Origin of the sequence: Pseudomonas sp. W4I3, from assembly GCF_030816195.1 — a bacterium.
Taxonomy (GTDB): Bacteria; Pseudomonadota; Gammaproteobacteria; order Pseudomonadales; family Pseudomonadaceae; genus Aquipseudomonas.
In genome coordinates this window covers 1-15,894 of sequence record NZ_JAUSXS010000001.1, presented here as the reverse complement: position 1 = coordinate 15,894, position 15,894 = coordinate 1, and the positions used below count along the sequence as shown (strand labels likewise).

The 15,894-nt window shown below is 56.1% G+C and carries 11 protein-coding genes, 2 tRNA genes and 3 rRNA genes; 8 read left to right on the top strand and 8 right to left on the bottom strand.

Going from position 1 to position 15,894, the window contains the following annotated elements; all coding sequences use genetic code 11:
* Window positions 1-41: 41 nt before the first annotated feature.
* The 6 genes from coq7 to hemJ form a co-directional block, all read right to left on the bottom strand.
* Window positions 42-689, bottom strand: coding sequence for a 2-polyprenyl-3-methyl-6-methoxy-1,4-benzoquinone monooxygenase (coq7, locus tag QF045_RS00080; protein WP_306490567.1), 648 nt, complete (start codon window positions 687-689; stop codon window positions 42-44).
* Window positions 690-774: 85 nt separating this feature from the next.
* Window positions 775-1,113, bottom strand: coding sequence for a histidine triad nucleotide-binding protein (locus QF045_RS00075; RefSeq protein WP_065885529.1), 339 nt, complete (start codon window positions 1,111-1,113; stop codon window positions 775-777).
* 45 nt (window positions 1,114-1,158) lie between these two features.
* The gene (locus QF045_RS00070; protein ID WP_306490566.1) at window positions 1,159-1,947 is read right to left on the bottom strand and encodes an SDR family oxidoreductase; all 789 of its coding nucleotides are present in this window, start codon (window positions 1,945-1,947) and stop codon (window positions 1,159-1,161) included.
* 63 nt (window positions 1,948-2,010) lie between these two features.
* Entirely contained in the window at window positions 2,011-2,973 is a 963-nt protein-coding gene (locus tag QF045_RS00065) for a DUF805 domain-containing protein (RefSeq protein ID WP_306490565.1), read from the bottom strand.
* Window positions 2,974-3,042: 69 nt separating this feature from the next.
* Complete coding sequence (locus QF045_RS00060) at window positions 3,043-4,005, bottom strand: nitronate monooxygenase family protein (RefSeq protein ID WP_306490564.1); 963 nt, start codon at window positions 4,003-4,005, stop codon at window positions 3,043-3,045.
* Between the two features lie 24 nt (window positions 4,006-4,029).
* Window positions 4,030-4,458 (bottom strand): protoporphyrinogen oxidase HemJ, encoded by a 429-nt coding sequence (gene hemJ / locus QF045_RS00055; protein WP_056784039.1) that lies wholly within the window; start codon window positions 4,456-4,458, stop codon window positions 4,030-4,032.
* Window positions 4,459-4,593: 135 nt separating this feature from the next.
* On the opposite strand from hemJ, the gene argC reads away from it, so the two are divergent.
* Both argC and erpA read left to right on the top strand, forming a co-directional pair.
* On the top strand, window positions 4,594-5,628 hold the full coding sequence (gene argC / locus QF045_RS00050; RefSeq protein WP_306490563.1) for an N-acetyl-gamma-glutamyl-phosphate reductase: 1,035 nt from the start codon (window positions 4,594-4,596) through the stop codon (window positions 5,626-5,628).
* A 154-nt stretch (window positions 5,629-5,782) separates the two neighbouring features.
* Window positions 5,783-6,133 (top strand): iron-sulfur cluster insertion protein ErpA, encoded by a 351-nt coding sequence (erpA, locus tag QF045_RS00045; protein WP_003176443.1) that lies wholly within the window; start codon window positions 5,783-5,785, stop codon window positions 6,131-6,133.
* Between the two features lie 75 nt (window positions 6,134-6,208).
* Here the strand turns inward: erpA and QF045_RS00040 are convergent, their stop codons facing one another.
* A complete protein-coding gene (locus tag QF045_RS00040) occupies window positions 6,209-7,300 on the bottom strand; it encodes an anhydro-N-acetylmuramic acid kinase (RefSeq protein WP_306490562.1) in 1,092 nt (363 codons plus the stop codon).
* A gap of 3 nt (window positions 7,301-7,303) precedes the next feature.
* Window positions 7,304-8,716, bottom strand: coding sequence for a peptidoglycan DD-metalloendopeptidase family protein (locus QF045_RS00035; RefSeq protein WP_306490561.1), 1,413 nt, complete (start codon window positions 8,714-8,716; stop codon window positions 7,304-7,306).
* A 208-nt stretch (window positions 8,717-8,924) separates the two neighbouring features.
* Here QF045_RS00035 and tyrS point away from each other — a divergent pair, with 208 nt between their 5' ends.
* The 6 genes from tyrS to rrf all read left to right on the top strand — a co-directional run bounded on the left by tyrS (window position 8,925) and on the right by rrf (window position 15,830).
* Entirely contained in the window at window positions 8,925-10,124 is a 1,200-nt protein-coding gene (tyrS, locus tag QF045_RS00030) for a tyrosine--tRNA ligase (protein ID WP_124364620.1), read from the top strand.
* A gap of 496 nt (window positions 10,125-10,620) precedes the next feature.
* A 16S ribosomal RNA gene (locus tag QF045_RS00025) occupies window positions 10,621-12,157 on the top strand.
* Window positions 12,158-12,238: 81 nt separating this feature from the next.
* Window positions 12,239-12,315: transfer RNA gene (locus tag QF045_RS00020), tRNA-Ile, on the top strand.
* 30 nt (window positions 12,316-12,345) lie between these two features.
* A tRNA-Ala gene (locus QF045_RS00015) sits at window positions 12,346-12,421 on the top strand.
* Window positions 12,422-12,668: 247 nt separating this feature from the next.
* Window positions 12,669-15,560: ribosomal RNA gene (locus tag QF045_RS00010) — 23S ribosomal RNA — on the top strand.
* Between the two features lie 154 nt (window positions 15,561-15,714).
* Window positions 15,715-15,830: ribosomal RNA gene (rrf, locus tag QF045_RS00005) — 5S ribosomal RNA — on the top strand.
* The 16S, 23S and 5S rRNA genes sit together here with 2 tRNA genes alongside, the layout of an rRNA operon.
* The last annotated feature ends 64 nt before the right edge of the window (window positions 15,831-15,894 follow it).

Genomic DNA, 15,894 nt, shown 5'->3' with positions numbered 1-15,894 from the left:
GGTTTTTCGCGAGCAAGCTCGCTCCTACAGAGGGTGAAGCTTCAGATGCGGTAAGTACTCTTGGTCATGACCTTGGCCAGCATGCTCATACCGAATCTTACCGGCGCAGGAAAACGGAAGCCGCCGGCATCCAGTGCGCTTTCAGCGTGGTGTTCTTCGTCACTGCGCATCTGCTCAAGAATGGCCCGGGACTTTTCGTCCTCGGCCGGCAGCTGTTCAAGGTGTTCGTCCAGGTGCTTGCAGACCTGACGCTCGGTCGCTGCGACAAATCCAAGGCTGACCTTGTCGCTGATCAGGCCGGCAGCGGCGCCAATACCGAACGACAAACCATAAAACAGCGGGTTCAGCACGCTGGGATGACTGCCGAGCTGGCGAATGCGTTGTTCACACCAGGCCAGGTGGTCAATCTCTTCCTCGGCCGCATGCTCCATGGCCGCGCGTACCTGCGGTAACTTGGCGGTCAGGGCCTGGCCTTGGTACAACGCCTGGGCGCAGACTTCACCGGTATGGTTGATGCGCATCAGGCCGGCGACATGGCGGGTCTCGGTCTCGCTCATCTGTGCCTCTGGCTGCACGATGGCGGGTGACGGACGGTACGGTTGGCCACTGAACGGCAGCAGCGTACGCATGGCCGTATCGGCTTGCAGTAACAGACGGTCAATCGGCGAGTAGTGACGTTGGGTAGTCATGCTGACCTCCGGGAAGAATCTCGGTGGTCAGTTTACCGCAAGAGAGGACGTCGCGTTTGCGCTGAGTCAATTTGCCCCGGTGCACTCAGCCCGGCGGCCAGTTCATCTGGCGCTGACCCAGCACATGCATGTGAATGTGGTAAACGGTCTGCCCGCCGTCTTCGTTGCAGTTCATCACCACGCGGAAGCCTTTTTCGCAGCCTTGCTCCACTGCCAGGCGCTGGGCCGTGAACAGAATATGCCCGGCCAGGGCTTTGTCGTCTTCGGTCAGGTCATTGAGGGTGCGAATGGGTTTTTTCGGGATAACCAGAAAATGCACCGGCGCCTGCGGGGCGATATCGTGGAAAGCGAGTACCTGGTCATCTTCATAGATGATGTTCGCGGGTATTTCCCGGTTGATGATCTTGGTGAACAGAGTATCCACAGCTGTTTCTCCATTGTGAAAGTGAGGGTGAGTGTACTCAGGCGCTCAACGCGGGCAATAGGCCTTGTTGATGGCGCCGGCAATTTTGCGGGTCAGCCAGCGCGGGCTCAGGCGTGGGCTGAAGGTCAGCCAGCGGTTGCGGCGCCCGGGAATGATGATCGCCTTGTTCTTTTCCAGCGCCCGCACCGTGTAGAGCGCGACTTCTTCGGGGCTCATCAACTGTTGGCTGCGGTCGAGTTTCGCCGTGTCCATCTGCGCGGTACCGAAGAAGGCGGTGCGCGTGGGGCCTGGGCACAGTACCGAGACCTTGATGCCGCAGGTTTTCAGTTCCTCGCGCAAGCCTTCGGAGAAGTGCAGTACATAGGCTTTGCTCGCGTAATAGCTACTCATCCACGGGCCTGGCTGGAAAGCTGCGACCGAAGCCACATTGAGGATCTGCCCGCCGCCCTGCAGCGCCATGGCGTTGCCCAGCGCATGGCACATGCGGGTCAGGGCGAGGATGTTGACTTCGATCAGGTCCTGCTCGGTCATCCAGTCCTGAGCCAGGAACGGCCCACTGGTGCCAATACCGGCGCAGTTGACCAGCAGGTCGATCTGCCGTTCACCTTCCTCAAGTTCCAGCAAAAAGCCTGACAACCGCAGCGGCTCGCCCAGATCACAGGCACGAAACAGCACCTCGACGCCGAAACGCTGAGTCAATTCGATCGCAATGCTTTCCAACTGATCACGCTGGCGGGCCACCAGAATCAAGCTGCGGCCACGGCGAGCCAGGGCTTCGGCCAGAGCCAGGCCGATACCGCTGGAGGCACCGGTGATCAGAGCGTAACGGGTCATGCCTTTCTCCATCGCAACGCCGCCGGGCCTGTGACAGAGGCGTCACAGGCGGCGGGCGTTTCTTCACTGTTCTGGAGAGTCTACAGGTTCGGCCGCATCGTCAGCACTTTGCGCGGCTTCTTCATCGACGATGACGCTTTGGTCGCCATCTTCATCGGTGGTGATGGAGCTGCTTTCATAGCCGCTGTCCATGTTGGCTTCGAGCTGGTCCAGGTAGCCGTTCATGCCCAGGGTTACCACGATGATGAGCATCAATGGGATGAACGCCAGCCACAACGACGCGAGGATTTTAACGGCGGTGGAGTTGCGCGGAGGCGGGGCACCGTATTGGTTGGCGCCGGTGTTACCCGGCAATACCAGCAGCAGAAGAGGAAAAACGCTGTTTACCAGTGGAACCAGGTTCAGCAGGTACAGCCAGCCAGACCAGCCCAGGTCATGCAGCCGCTGCACACCGATTTGCACGCTCACGACGACGAGCGCAACAAACAGCGCGAAACCCAGCAGCGAGCCGAGAATGATCGCAATCGTCGGGGAGGCCGTGGCCACCGCGAACCCCACGGTACTGATGATGCCCGCAGCTACAAGCATCGCGACGGTCAGTGCCAGTGTCCAGGCGAGATAGCGCAGGCGGCCGATACGCCCGTGGATGGTGAAGACCTTGAGCGTGGAGTGCTCTGGCAAGTCCTCACCGACGGCGGCGCGTGGCGGTGCATAAGGCGATGCGGCGTCGCGCGAGAAGTCCGAGGCAGACGAGCCGGTTTCGTGGGTTTCGGCCAGGCTGAAAGCTACGGGTTGTTCGGCTTCGATACGTGCCTCGATACCAGCGTTCTGCAAGGCGGTGAGATAGGTTTCGGCGTCCGGGCGGGACAGATCGCGCTTGAGCGCGACCGGGCGGCCGGTGAAAAGTTTTTCGATCGCGTCGACATCGCTCTTGAACAGCTCGGCGAGGTTCAGTTTGGCAGTGGTGCTTTCGACACCCGGGCGCAAGGCTCCATCAAACACAATCTTGAAACGGCTGTCGCTCATGCGGGCATCCTTGTCACTAATCAGGGAGGGGGTATACAGGCCTTCCAATCAGAAGGCCTGGCATTCGGGTCAACGTGGCCAGCGCAATTGCGCCGCGGTTTCGCGTGCCTTGCGGTATTCCGCATCCAGGCGCGCAACGAGTTCATCCACGCCGGGCAAATCATGGATCTCACCGACGCCTTGGCCGGCAGACCATACAGTCTTCCATGCTTTGGCCTCATCACTCAACGGTTTGAGCTTGGAGCCGAAATTGACCTCACCTTTTCCTTGAAGGGCAGCAAGATCAAAACCGGCATTTTCCAGGCTCTGACGCATGAAGCTTGCAGGTACGCCGGAAACAGCCGGAGTGTGCACGATGTCGGCGGCGCGCGATGTGAGCAGCATCTCTTTATACGCATCCGGTGCGTGGCTTTCGGTAGTGCCGATAAAGCGCGTACCGAAATACGCCAGGTCCGCGCCGAGCAGTTGGGCGGCGAGAATTTCCCGGCCGTGGTTGAGACAGCCGGCCAGCAGCAAGGTTTTGTCGAAGAACTGGCGTATCTCGGCAACCAGCGCGAAGGGGCTCCAGGTGCCGGCATGACCACCGGCGCCGGCAGCGACTGCAATCAAGCCATCGACGCCCGCTTCAGCGGCTTTTTCCGCATGGCGACGCGTGGTGACGTCATGAAATACCAGGCCCCCATAGCTGTGCACGGCATCGACCAGTTCCTTCACCGCGCCGAGGCTGGTGATGACGATGGGCACTTTGTGTTCCACGCAGATAGCCAGGTCGGCTTCCAACCGTGGGTTGCTGTTGTGCACGATCAGGTTCACGGCATAAGGTGCGGGGTTATCCAGCAGCGCCAGGCCCGCTTCGATTTCCTCCAGCCAGGCCTTGAAGCCGCTGCTTTCACGTTGGTTGAGCGCCGGGAAACTGCCGACCACTCCGTTACGGCAGCAGGCCAATACCAGTTGCGGGTTGGAAATCAGAAACATCGGCGCAGCCACCACCGGCAGGCGCAGACGTTGTTCAAGCAGGGCAGGCAGCGACATTGGAAGTTCCCCGAGTAAGTGACGTTAAAACGGTTTGACCACGACCAAAATTACGATAGCCAGCAATATCAGAACGGGCACTTCATTGAACCAGCGATAAAAGACATGGCTGCGGGTGTTTTCGCCACGGGCGAAGCGTTTCACCTGGGCACCGCACATGTGGTGGTAACCGATCAGCAGGACGACCAGGGTGAGCTTGGCGTGGATCCACGCGCCCGATTGGAAAATGCCGGGGTTGAGCGCCAGCATCCAGATGCCGAAGACCAGTGTGGCAACCATCGCCGGGCCCATGATGCCGCGGTACAGCTTGCGCTCCATGACGCTGAAACGCTCCTTGCTGACGGTGTCTTCGCTCTGCGCGTGATAGACAAACAGGCGTGGTAAGTAGAACAGCCCGGCAAACCAGCAGACGATGCTGACGATATGAAAGGCTTTGACCCATAGATAAAGCATTTTTAGTTATTCCCAGGTTCACGGTAGCGAAGATAGTAGTAGTTCATGCGCCCATACGTCACGTTGGCGGTTGTCGCAGGACGATGCGGCCCCTATTATCGACGGCTTTCCAGTGGGTTCGTTGAGGGCAGGTTTATGGTCAAGGTCGGTATCGTCGGCGGCACGGGTTACACCGGTGTCGAATTGCTGCGTCTGTTGGCTCAGCATCCGCAGGCTGAGGTGGTGGTCATCACTTCACGCTCCGAGGCTGGCCTGGCCGTGGCCGATATGTACCCGAACCTGCGGGGCCACTACGACGGCTTGGCGTTCAGTGTGCCTGACATCAACACCTTGGGCGCCTGTGATGTGGTGTTCTTCGCCACGCCGCACGGGGTTGCGCACGCGTTGGCCGGTGAGCTGCTGGCGGCGGGCACCAAGGTTATCGATCTGTCCGCGGACTTCCGCCTGCAGGATGCCGATGAGTGGGCCAAGTGGTACGGCCAGCCGCACGGCGCGCCGGAGTTGCTGGGGGAGGCTGTGTACGGCTTGCCGGAAGTCAACCGTGAGCAGATCAAGCAGGCGCGCCTGATTGCGGTGCCGGGTTGCTATCCGACTGCGACCCAGTTGGGTTTCCTGCCGCTGCTGGAAGCCGGCTTGGCGGATGCCTCGCGTTTGATCGCGGACTGCAAGTCGGGCGTCAGCGGCGCCGGTCGCGGTGCTGCGGTGGGCTCGCTGTACTCCGAGACGTCGGAAAGCATGAAAGCTTATGCCGTCAAAGGGCATCGCCACCTGCCTGAAATTCGTCAGGGGCTGCGCCGTGCTGCGGGTAAGGACGTGGGTCTGACCTTCGTACCGCACCTGACGCCGATGATCCGCGGGATTCACTCCACTTTGTACGCGACCATTGTCGACCGCTCGGTAGACCTGCAGGCATTGTTCGAAAAGCGTTACGCCAACGAGCCGTTCGTCGACGTGATGCCAGCAGGCAGCCATCCTGAAACCCGCAGCGTGCGCGGTGCCAACGTATGCCGGATTGCGGTACATCGTCCGCAGGATGGCGACCTGGTGGTGGTGCTGTCGGTGATCGATAACCTGGTCAAGGGCGCATCGGGCCAGGCGGTGCAGAACATGAACATCCTGTTTGGTCTGGATGAGAAGTTGGGCTTGTCCCACGCGGGTATGTTGCCTTAAGGGCAGCGGCAAGCTTCAAGTCGTCAGCGCCAAGCTTGAAGCTAAAAGCTTGAAGCTTGCCACTGTCCCCCATAATAGTTGACCGCTTTTCTAGGAGAAGCGGATAATACCGGCCATTACGCATATGGCGGCGTTACGCCGGGAGATTATCAGCATGAGCGTTGAATCCTTCACCCCCACGGCTTTGCAATTTACCCACGGTGCTGCGCACAAGGTGAAGAGCCTGGTCGATGAAGAGGGTAATGATCGCTTGAAGCTGCGCGTATTCGTTACGGGCGGCGGTTGTTCAGGGTTTCAGTACGGTTTTACCTTCGATGAAGATGTGGCCGATGACGACACCATCGTTGAGCGCGAGGGCGTGAGCCTGGTTGTGGATCCGATGAGCTTCCAGTACTTGGCTGGCGCTGAGGTGGATTATCAGGAAGGGCTTGAGGGGTCGCGTTTCGTGATCAAGAACCCTAACGCCACGACGACCTGTGGTTGCGGGTCTTCGTTCTCGATCTGATCGAAAGCCTGGTCAGTACGCAGACAAAAACGCCGCTTGGCTTTGATAGGCCAAGCGGCGTTTTGCTGTCTGGGATCAAGCGGGGTAGATCGCGCCCAGCACGCGCAGCCCGCGAGCACCTGTGACGCTGGGGCGGTTCGCGGCGATGCCTTCGAGGCAGCAATGGGCCAGCCAGGCGAAGGCCATCGCTTCCACCCAGTCCGGGTCTACGCCATAAACCGCAGTGCTGCTCACCCGTGTGGACGGTAGCAGCGCGGCCAATCGTTTCATCAGCGTACCGTTATGGGCGCCACCGCCGCAGATCAACAGGGTTTCGGTGTGGGGTTGAGCGCTTTGCAACGATTCGACGATGGTCAGGCAGGTCAGCTCCAGCAATGTGGCTTGCACATCCTGAGGAAGAAACGCCGGCAGCGCGCCGAGGTGTTGCTGCAGCCAGCGCAGGTTGAAAACTTCCCGTCCGGTGCTCTTCGGGCCTTTGGTCGCGAAAAAAGGGTCGCTGAGCAGCGCGTTGAGTAACTGCGGCTGAACCTTGCCAGTGGCCGCCCATTGCCCGTCACGATCAAAGTGCTCACCGCGCTGGTCATGAATCCACGCGTCCAGTAACACATTGCCAGGGCCGCAGTCGAAGCCCGATACAGGCTTGCCGGTTTCTATCAGGCTCAGGTTGCTGAACCCTCCGACATTCAACACGGCGCGGTGGCCGGTACTTTCACCGAACAGTGCCTCGTGGAAGGCTGGCACCAAGGGCGCGCCCTGACCGCCTGCGGCGACGTCGCGGCTGCGGAAATCGCTGACCACGGTGATGCCGGTCAGCTCGGTGAGCAACGCCGGGTTGCCGATCTGCACCGTAAAGCCCCGTGCAGGTTCATGGCGGATGGTCTGCCCATGGCTGCCAATCGCGCGGATGTTCTCGGGCTTGAGGTTTTGCTGTTCCAGCAAGGCATGGATGCCCTGAGCGGCGAGTGCCACCCACGACTGCTGGGCGATTGCCGAACGGGCGATTTCATCCGGGCCGCTGGCGCACAGACTCAGCAGCTCGGCGCGCAGGGCGACAGGCATCGGGATGTAGTGAGTGGCGATCAGGCTGATCGCCGCATTCTGCTCGATGAGGGCGATATCCAGGCCATCGAGGCTGGTCCCGGACATCACACCGATATAGCGCGGCATGCCTTAACGCTTCGCCGAAGCCAGCAGGGTGGTGCGTTCCTGATCCATGCGGGCCATCAGCGGTTGGCTTTGTTGCATGAAGCGCGCCCGCTCTGCCTTGGCGATCGGGTCGGCCATTGGCAGTTTCTGACCCAGAGGATCAACGTGTACACCGTTGACCTGGAATTCATAGTGCAAGTGCGGCCCGGTGGAGAGGCCGGTCGTGCCGATATAGCCGATCACTTGACCCTGCTTCACGTTACCACCGGTTTTCACGCCCTTGGCAAATCCTTGCATGTGGCCATACAGGGTGCGGTAGGTGTTGCCGTGCTGGATGATCACCGTATTGCCATAACCGCCGCGACGCCCGGCCAACAGGACCTTGCCGTCGCCCGCTGCCTTGATTGGCGTGCCACGCGGTGCGGCATAGTCGACACCTTTGTGGGCGCGAATTTTGTTCAGAATTGGATGCTTGCGACCCATGGAGAAACGCGAGCTAATACGAGCAAAGTCCACTGGCGTACGGATGAACGCCTTGCGCATGCTATTGCCATCAGCGGTGTAGTAGCTGGTGTTGCCCTGTTTGTTGGTGTAACGCACTGCGGTGTAGGTCTTGCCGCGGTTGGTGAAGCGCGCGGAGAGAATGTTGCCTGTGCCAACGACTTTGCCATTGGCGACTTTCTGTTCGTAGATCACATCGAATTCATCACCCTGGCGAATGTCCTGGGCGAAGTCGATGTCGTAGCCAAAGACGCTGGCCATGTCCATGGTCATGCTGTGGGACAGACCTGCACGGGCGGCGGACTGCGACAGTGAGCTATTGATCACGCCATGTACGTAGGCGGAGCGCATGACCGGCTTGGTGGTGATGCGATTGAAGGCAAAACCCTTGGCGCTCTTGCTCAGGCTGATGCTTTCAAGGTCGCTGACATTGGTGTGCAGGTTGTTCAGCTGGCCGTCGGGCGTCAGCTCGAACTCAAGCTTCTGGCCATGCTTGAGCTGGGTGAATTGCTTGGCTTGCTTATCGGTGGCCAGGACGTCATTGACGGTGGCCGCGGGCAATCCGACCTTTTCAAACAGCGTTGAGAGTGTGTCACCTTTGCTAACGATGACTTCGCGATGCTGAGGGTTCTTGCTAGCGACTTCTGCGGGCTTTTCCTGGATGGCTTCCTGAGTTGCCTCGGGCGTGTTTTCGATCTGCGCGAACGGAGACTCGCTAGGAGTATTTGTGGCTTGTTGCGCGTCTGAAGCGTCTTGATCTTGTGTCAGTTGCTCAACAGGGCTTTCCAAGTCGAGGCTTAGGGATGTTCGTTTGGCTTCTACGTCACTGGAAGGGAATACCAGGAGTGCCAGGCTGAGTAGGGCGGCGATACCACTTGCGGCGAGCAGGTGGGTCTTCGGGTAAAGCGGCGGCGCTTTAGACGGTTCAGTGGTCATAGGTATTTTGACTTTGAAGATGAAATGGAAAAGATGAATGACATGATGAAGATGAAATAACTGTATAAAATATAACCAAATCATCTGTGGTGCAAGCTCGCGAACGCTGGGCTTGCGCAATGGTGTCCGTGCGCAGGGCAAAACTTGTAATTAGTCCCTGATCTTGTATGGTTGGTTCCCTTTTGAATCTGAGCCTTGCGGGTCTGTTATGAAGTCGGTTGAAGAGCAGCTAGCGCTGATAAAACGTGGTGCGGAAGAACTGTTGGTCGAGGCTGAGCTGGTCGAAAAGCTCAAGCGTGGCCAGCCCCTGCGTATTAAGGCTGGCTTCGACCCAACCGCGCCGGATCTGCACCTTGGCCATACCGTGCTTATTAATAAGCTGCGTCAGTTCCAGGAGTTGGGTCATCAGGTCATCTTTCTTATCGGTGACTTTACCGGGATGATCGGCGACCCGAGCGGCAAGAGCGCAACCCGTCCGCCGCTGACTCGCGAGCAGGTCCTCGATAACGCCGAGACCTACAAGACCCAGGTATTCAAAATTCTTGATCCGGCCAAGACCGAGGTAGCATTCAACTCCACCTGGATGGACCAGATGGGGCCAGCGGATTTCATTCGCCTGACGTCGCAGTACACCGTCGCGCGCATGCTTGAGCGCGATGACTTCGACAAGCGCTACTCCACCAACCAGCCGATCGCGATCCATGAGTTTCTGTACCCGTTGGTCCAGGGGTATGACTCGGTGGCGTTACGTGCGGACGTTGAGCTCGGTGGCACGGATCAGAAGTTCAACCTGCTGATGGGGCGTGAGCTGCAGCGTGCATACGGTCAGGAGGCTCAGTGCATTTTGACCATGCCGTTGCTGGAGGGGTTGGATGGCGTCAAGAAGATGTCCAAGTCCCTGGGTAACTATGTAGGTATTCAGGAAGCGCCTGGCGTGATGTACGGCAAGCTGGTTTCCATTCCGGATTCGTTGATGTGGCGTTACTTCGAATTGCTGAGCTTTCGCTCGATGGATGAGATCAATGCGTTGCGTGCTGATGTCGAGGCGGGTGCCAATCCGCGTGATGTGAAGATCAAGCTGGCCGAAGAGATCGTGGCGCGCTTTCATGGTGAAGAGGCTGCGGCCAATGCTCACCGTGCGGCGGGTAATCGGATGAAGGATGGCGAGTTGCCGGACGACCTCCCGGAGATCGAGCTGACTGCGGCTGAAGCAATGCCGATCGCTGCCGTCCTTAATAAGGCGGGCCTCGTGAAGAACTCAGCGGTTGCGCGTGATCTTCTCGGTTCGGGCGGTGTGCGTATAGATGGTGAGGTGGTTGATCGCACCTTTATATACGAGCTAGGCGCGACTCACGTTTGCCAGGCGGGGAAGAAGGCATTTGCGCGTATTACGCTCAAATCCGAATAAGTCTTCAATTAGTGCTTGACGGCGAATTATATCTCTCTATAATTCGCCCCACTTCCGGCGCAGTCGAAACGGAAAACTCCTTGGTAAACAATGAGTTAAGTAGGTTTCGGCAGCAGGTTGCTTCAGTTCATCGAAGCCAAAAGGAAGTTGAAAAAAAGGTGTTGACAGCAGCGTGTAACGCTGTAGAATTCGCCTCCCGCTTACGAGAGATCGCAAGCGCAAGTGGTTGAAGTTGTTGAAGAATTCTTCGAAAACTTCTGAAAATAACCACTTGACAGCAAATGAGGCTGCTGTAGAATGCGCGCCTCGGTTGAGACGAAAGGTCTTAACCAACCGCTCTTTAACAACTGAATCAAGCAATTCGTGTGGGTGCTTGTGGAGTCAGACTGATAGTCAACAAGATTATCAGCATCACAAGTTACTCCGCGAGAAATCAAAGATGTAACCAACGATTGCTGAGCCAAGTTTAGGGTTTCTTAAAAACCCAAAGATGTTTGAACTGAAGAGTTTGATCATGGCTCAGATTGAACGCTGGCGGCAGGCCTAACACATGCAAGTCGGGCGGTAGAGAGAAGCTTGCTTCTCTTGAGAGCGGCGGACGGGTGAGTAATGCCTAGGAATCTGCCTGGTAGTGGGGGATAACGTTCGGAAACGGACGCTAATACCGCATACGTCCTACGGGAGAAAGCAGGGGACCTTCGGGCCTTGCGCTATCAGATGAGCCTAGGTCGGATTAGCTAGTTGGTGAGGTAATGGCTCACCAAGGCGACGATCCGTAACTGGTCTGAGAGGATGATCAGTCACACTGGAACTGAGACACGGTCCAGACTCCTACGGGAGGCAGCAGTGGGGAATATTGGACAATGGGCGAAAGCCTGATCCAGCCATGCCGCGTGTGTGAAGAAGGTCTTCGGATTGTAAAGCACTTTAAGTTGGGAGGAAGGGCAGTTACCTAATACGTGATTGTTTTGACGTTACCGACAGAATAAGCACCGGCTAACTCTGTGCCAGCAGCCGCGGTAATACAGAGGGTGCAAGCGTTAATCGGAATTACTGGGCGTAAAGCGCGCGTAGGTGGTTTGTTAAGTTGGATGTGAAATCCCCGGGCTCAACCTGGGAACTGCATTCAAAACTGACTGACTAGAGTGTGGTAGAGGGTGGTGGAATTTCCTGTGTAGCGGTGAAATGCGTAGATATAGGAAGGAACACCAGTGGCGAAGGCGACCACCTGGACCAACACTGACACTGAGGTGCGAAAGCGTGGGGAGCAAACAGGATTAGATACCCTGGTAGTCCACGCCGTAAACGATGTCAACTAGCCGTTGGGAGCCTTGAGCTCTTAGTGGCGCAGCTAACGCATTAAGTTGACCGCCTGGGGAGTACGGCCGCAAGGTTAAAACTCAAATGAATTGACGGGGGCCCGCACAAGCGGTGGAGCATGTGGTTTAATTCGAAGCAACGCGAAGAACCTTACCAGGCCTTGACATCCAATGAACTTTCTAGAGATAGATTGGTGCCTTCGGGAACATTGAGACAGGTGCTGCATGGCTGTCGTCAGCTCGTGTCGTGAGATGTTGGGTTAAGTCCCGTAACGAGCGCAACCCTTGTCCTTAGTTACCAGCACGTAATGGTGGGCACTCTAAGGAGACTGCCGGTGACAAACCGGAGGAAGGTGGGGATGACGTCAAGTCATCATGGCCCTTACGGCCTGGGCTACACACGTGCTACAATGGTCGGTACAGAGGGTTGCCAAGCCGCGAGGTGGAGCTAATCCCACAAAACCGATCGTAGTCCGGATCGCAGTCTGCAACTCGACTGCGTGAAGTCGGAATCGCTAGTAATCGCGAATCAGAATGTCGCGGTGAATACGTTCCCGGGCCTTGTACACACCGCCCGTCACACCATGGGAGTGGGTTGCACCAGAAGTAGCTAGTCTAACCTTCGGGAGGACGGTTACCACGGTGTGATTCATGACTGGGGTGAAGTCGTAACAAGGTAGCCGTAGGGGAACCTGCGGCTGGATCACCTCCTTAATCGACGACATCAGCTGCTCCATAAGTTCCCACACGAATTGCTTGATTCATTGAAGAAGACGAAAGAAGCAGCCCGAAATTGGGTCTGTAGCTCAGTTGGTTAGAGCGCACCCCTGATAAGGGTGAGGTCGGCAGTTCGAATCTGCCCAGACCCACCAATTTTGTGTGGGAAACGCCTGTAGAAATACGGGGCCATAGCTCAGCTGGGAGAGCGCCTGCCTTGCACGCAGGAGGTCAACGGTTCGATCCCGTTTGGCTCCACCACTACTGCTTCTGTCGGTATAAAGCTTAGAAATGAGCATTCCATCGTTGTGATGGTGAATGTTGATTTCTAGTCTTTGACTAGTTCGTTCTTTAAAAATTTGGGTATGTGATAGAAAGATAGACTGAACGTTACTTTCACTGGTAACGGATCAGGCTAAGGTAAAATTTGTGAGTTCTCTTAACTGAGAAATTCGAATTTTCGGCGAATGTTGTCTTCACAGTATAACCAGATTGCTTGGGGTTATATGGTCAAGTGAAGAAGCGCATACGGTGGATGCCTTGGCAGTCAGAGGCGATGAAAGACGTGGTAGCCTGCGAAAAGCTTCGGGGAGTCGGCAAACAGACTTTGATCCGGAGATGTCTGAATGGGGGAACCCAGCCATCATAAGATGGTTACCTTACACTGAATACATAGGTGTATGGAGCGAACCAGGGGAACTGAAACATCTAAGTACCCTGAGGAAAAGAAATCAACCGAGATTCCCTTAGTAGTGGCGAGCGAACGGGGACTAGCCCTTAAGTGGCTTTGAGATTAGCGGAACGCTCTGGAAAGTGCGGCCATAGTGGGTGATAGCCCTGTACGCGAAAATCTCTTAGTCATGAAATCGAGTAGGACGGAGCACGAGAAACTTTGTCTGAATATGGGGGGACCATCCTCCAAGGCTAAATACTACTGACTGACCGATAGTGAACTAGTACCGTGAGGGAAAGGCGAAAAGAACCCCGGAGAGGGGAGTGAAATAGATCCTGAAACCGTATGCGTACAAGCAGTGGGAGCCCACTTTGTTGGGTGACTGCGTACCTTTTGTATAATGGGTCAGCGACTTATTTTCAGTGGCGAGCTTAACCGAATAGGGGAGGCGTAGCGAAAGCGAGTCTTAATAGGGCGTCTAGTCGCTGGGAATAGACCCGAAACCGGGCGATCTATCCATGGGCAGGTTGAAGGTTGGGTAACACTAACTGGAGGACCGAACCGACTACCGTTGAAAAGTTAGCGGATGACCTGTGGATCGGAGTGAAAGGCTAATCAAGCTCGGAGATAGCTGGTTCTCCTCGAAAGCTATTTAGGTAGCGCCTCATGTATCACTGTAGGGGGTAGAGCACTGTTTCGGCTAGGGGGTCATCCCGACTTACCAAACCGATGCAAACTCCGAATACCTACAAGTGCCGAGCATGGGAGACACACGGCGGGTGCTAACGTCCGTCGTGAAAAGGGAAACAACCCAGACCGTCAGCTAAGGTCCCAAAGTTATGGTTAAGTGGGAAACGATGTGGGAAGGCTTAGACAGCTAGGAGGTTGGCTTAGAAGCAGCCACCCTTTAAAGAAAGCGTAATAGCTCACTAGTCGAGTCGGCCTGCGCGGAAGATGTAACGGGGCTCAAACCATACACCGAAGCTACGGGTATCACGTAAGTGATGCGGTAGAGGAGCGTTCTGTAAGCCTGTGAAGGTGAGTTGAGAAGCTTGCTGGAGGTATCAGAAGTGCGAATGCTGACATGAGTAACGACAATGGGTGTGAAAAACACCCACGCCGAAAGACCAAGGTTTCCTGCGCAACGTTAATCGACGCAGGGTTAGTCGGTCCCTAAGGCGAGGCTGAAAAGCGTAGTCGATGGAAAACAGGTTAATATTCCTGTACTTCTGGTTATTGCGATGGAGGGACGGAGAAGGCTAGGCCAGCTTGGCGTTGGTTGTCCAAGTTTAAGGTGGTAGGCTGGAATCTTAGGTAAATCCGGGATTCTAAGGCCGAGAGCTGATGACGAGTCGTCTTTTAGACGACGAAGTGGTTGATGCCATGCTTCCAAGAAAAGCTTCTAAGCTTCAGGTAACCAGGAACCGTACCCCAAACCGACACAGGTGGTTGGGTAGAGAATACCAAGGCGCTTGAGAGAACTCGGGTGAAGGAACTAGGCAAAATGGCACCGTAACTTCGGGAGAAGGTGCGCCGGTGAGGGTGAAGGACTTGCTCCGTAAGCTCATGCCGGTCGAAGATACCAGGCCGCTGCGACTGTTTATTAAAAACACAGCACTCTGCAAACACGAAAGTGGACGTATAGGGTGTGACGCCTGCCCGGTGCCGGAAGGTTAATTGATGGGGTTAGCTAACGCGAAGCTCTTGATCGAAGCCCCGGTAAACGGCGGCCGTAACTATAACGGTCCTAAGGTAGCGAAATTCCTTGTCGGGTAAGTTCCGACCTGCACGAATGGCGTAACGATGGCGGCGCTGTCTCCACCCGAGACTCAGTGAAATTGAAATCGCTGTGAAGATGCAGTGTATCCGCGGCTAGACGGAAAGACCCCGTGAACCTTTACTATAGCTTTGCACTGGACTTTGAATTTGCTTGTGTAGGATAGGTGGGAGGCTTTGAAGCGTGGACGCCAGTCTGCGTGGAGCCAACCTTGAAATACCACCCTGGCAACTTTGAGGTTCTAACTCAGGTCCGTTATCCGGATCGAGGACAGTGTATGGTGGGTAGTTTGACTGGGGCGGTCTCCTCCTAAAGAGTAACGGAGGAGTACGAAGGTGCGCTCAGACCGGTCGGAAATCGGTCGTAGAGTATAAAGGCAAAAGCGCGCTTGACTGCGAGACAGACACGTCGAGCAGGTACGAAAGTAGGTCTTAGTGATCCGGTGGTTCTGTATGGAAGGGCCATCGCTCAACGGATAAAAGGTACTCCGGGGATAACAGGCTGATACCGCCCAAGAGTTCATATCGACGGCGGTGTTTGGCACCTCGATGTCGGCTCATCACATCCTGGGGCTGAAGCCGGTCCCAAGGGTATGGCTGTTCGCCATTTAAAGTGGTACGCGAGCTGGGTTTAGAACGTCGTGAGACAGTTCGGTCCCTATCTGCCGTGGACGTTTGAGATTTGAGAGGGGCTGCTCCTAGTACGAGAGGACCGGAGTGGACGAACCTCTGGTGTTCCGGTTGTCACGCCAGTGGCATTGCCGGGTAGCTATGTTCGGAATAGATAACCGCTGAAAGCATCTAAGCGGGAAACTAGCCTCAAGATGAGATCTCACTGGAACCTTGAGTTCCCTGAAGGGCCGTCGAAGACTACGACGTTGATAGGTTGGGTGTGTAAGCGCTGTGAGGCGTTGAGCTAACCAATACTAATTGCCCGTGAGGCTTGACCATATAACACCCAAGCAATTTGCGACTCGAGAGAGACCAGATTGCGGTGTGTGAAGACGAGATGAACCGAAAGTTCGACGCTTACAAACACCAAATTCTATTACATACCCAATTTGCTGAAGCGAGGCCGTCTGGCCACGACTCAGTACCCGAATTTCTTGACGACCATAGAGCATTGGAACCACCTGATCCCATCCCGAACTCAGCAGTGAAACGATGCATCGCCGATGGTAGTGTGGGGTTTCCCCATGTGAGAGTAGGTCATCGTCAAGATTAAATTCCAGAACCCCTGTTTGCTAACGCAGACAGGGGTTTTGTTTTGGGTGGTCGAAAAATA

Coding starts and splice junctions, on each gene's coding strand:
- coq7 (WP_306490567.1), bottom strand. CDS start 689: ATGACTACCCAACGTCACTACTCGCCGATTGACCGTCTGTTACTGCAA.
- QF045_RS00070 (WP_306490566.1), bottom strand. CDS start 1,947: ATGACCCGTTACGCTCTGATCACCGGTGCCTCCAGCGGTATCGGCCTG.
- QF045_RS00065 (WP_306490565.1), bottom strand. CDS start 2,973: ATGAGCGACAGCCGTTTCAAGATTGTGTTTGATGGAGCCTTGCGCCCG.
- QF045_RS00060 (WP_306490564.1), bottom strand. CDS start 4,005: ATGTCGCTGCCTGCCCTGCTTGAACAACGTCTGCGCCTGCCGGTGGTG.
- hemJ (WP_056784039.1), bottom strand. CDS start 4,458: ATGCTTTATCTATGGGTCAAAGCCTTTCATATCGTCAGCATCGTCTGC.
- argC (WP_306490563.1), top strand. CDS start 4,594: ATGGTCAAGGTCGGTATCGTCGGCGGCACGGGTTACACCGGTGTCGAA.
- erpA (WP_003176443.1), top strand. CDS start 5,783: ATGAGCGTTGAATCCTTCACCCCCACGGCTTTGCAATTTACCCACGGT.
- QF045_RS00040 (WP_306490562.1), bottom strand. CDS start 7,300: ATGCCGCGCTATATCGGTGTGATGTCCGGGACCAGCCTCGATGGCCTG.
- QF045_RS00035 (WP_306490561.1), bottom strand. CDS start 8,716: ATGACCACTGAACCGTCTAAAGCGCCGCCGCTTTACCCGAAGACCCAC.
- tyrS (WP_124364620.1), top strand. CDS start 8,925: ATGAAGTCGGTTGAAGAGCAGCTAGCGCTGATAAAACGTGGTGCGGAA.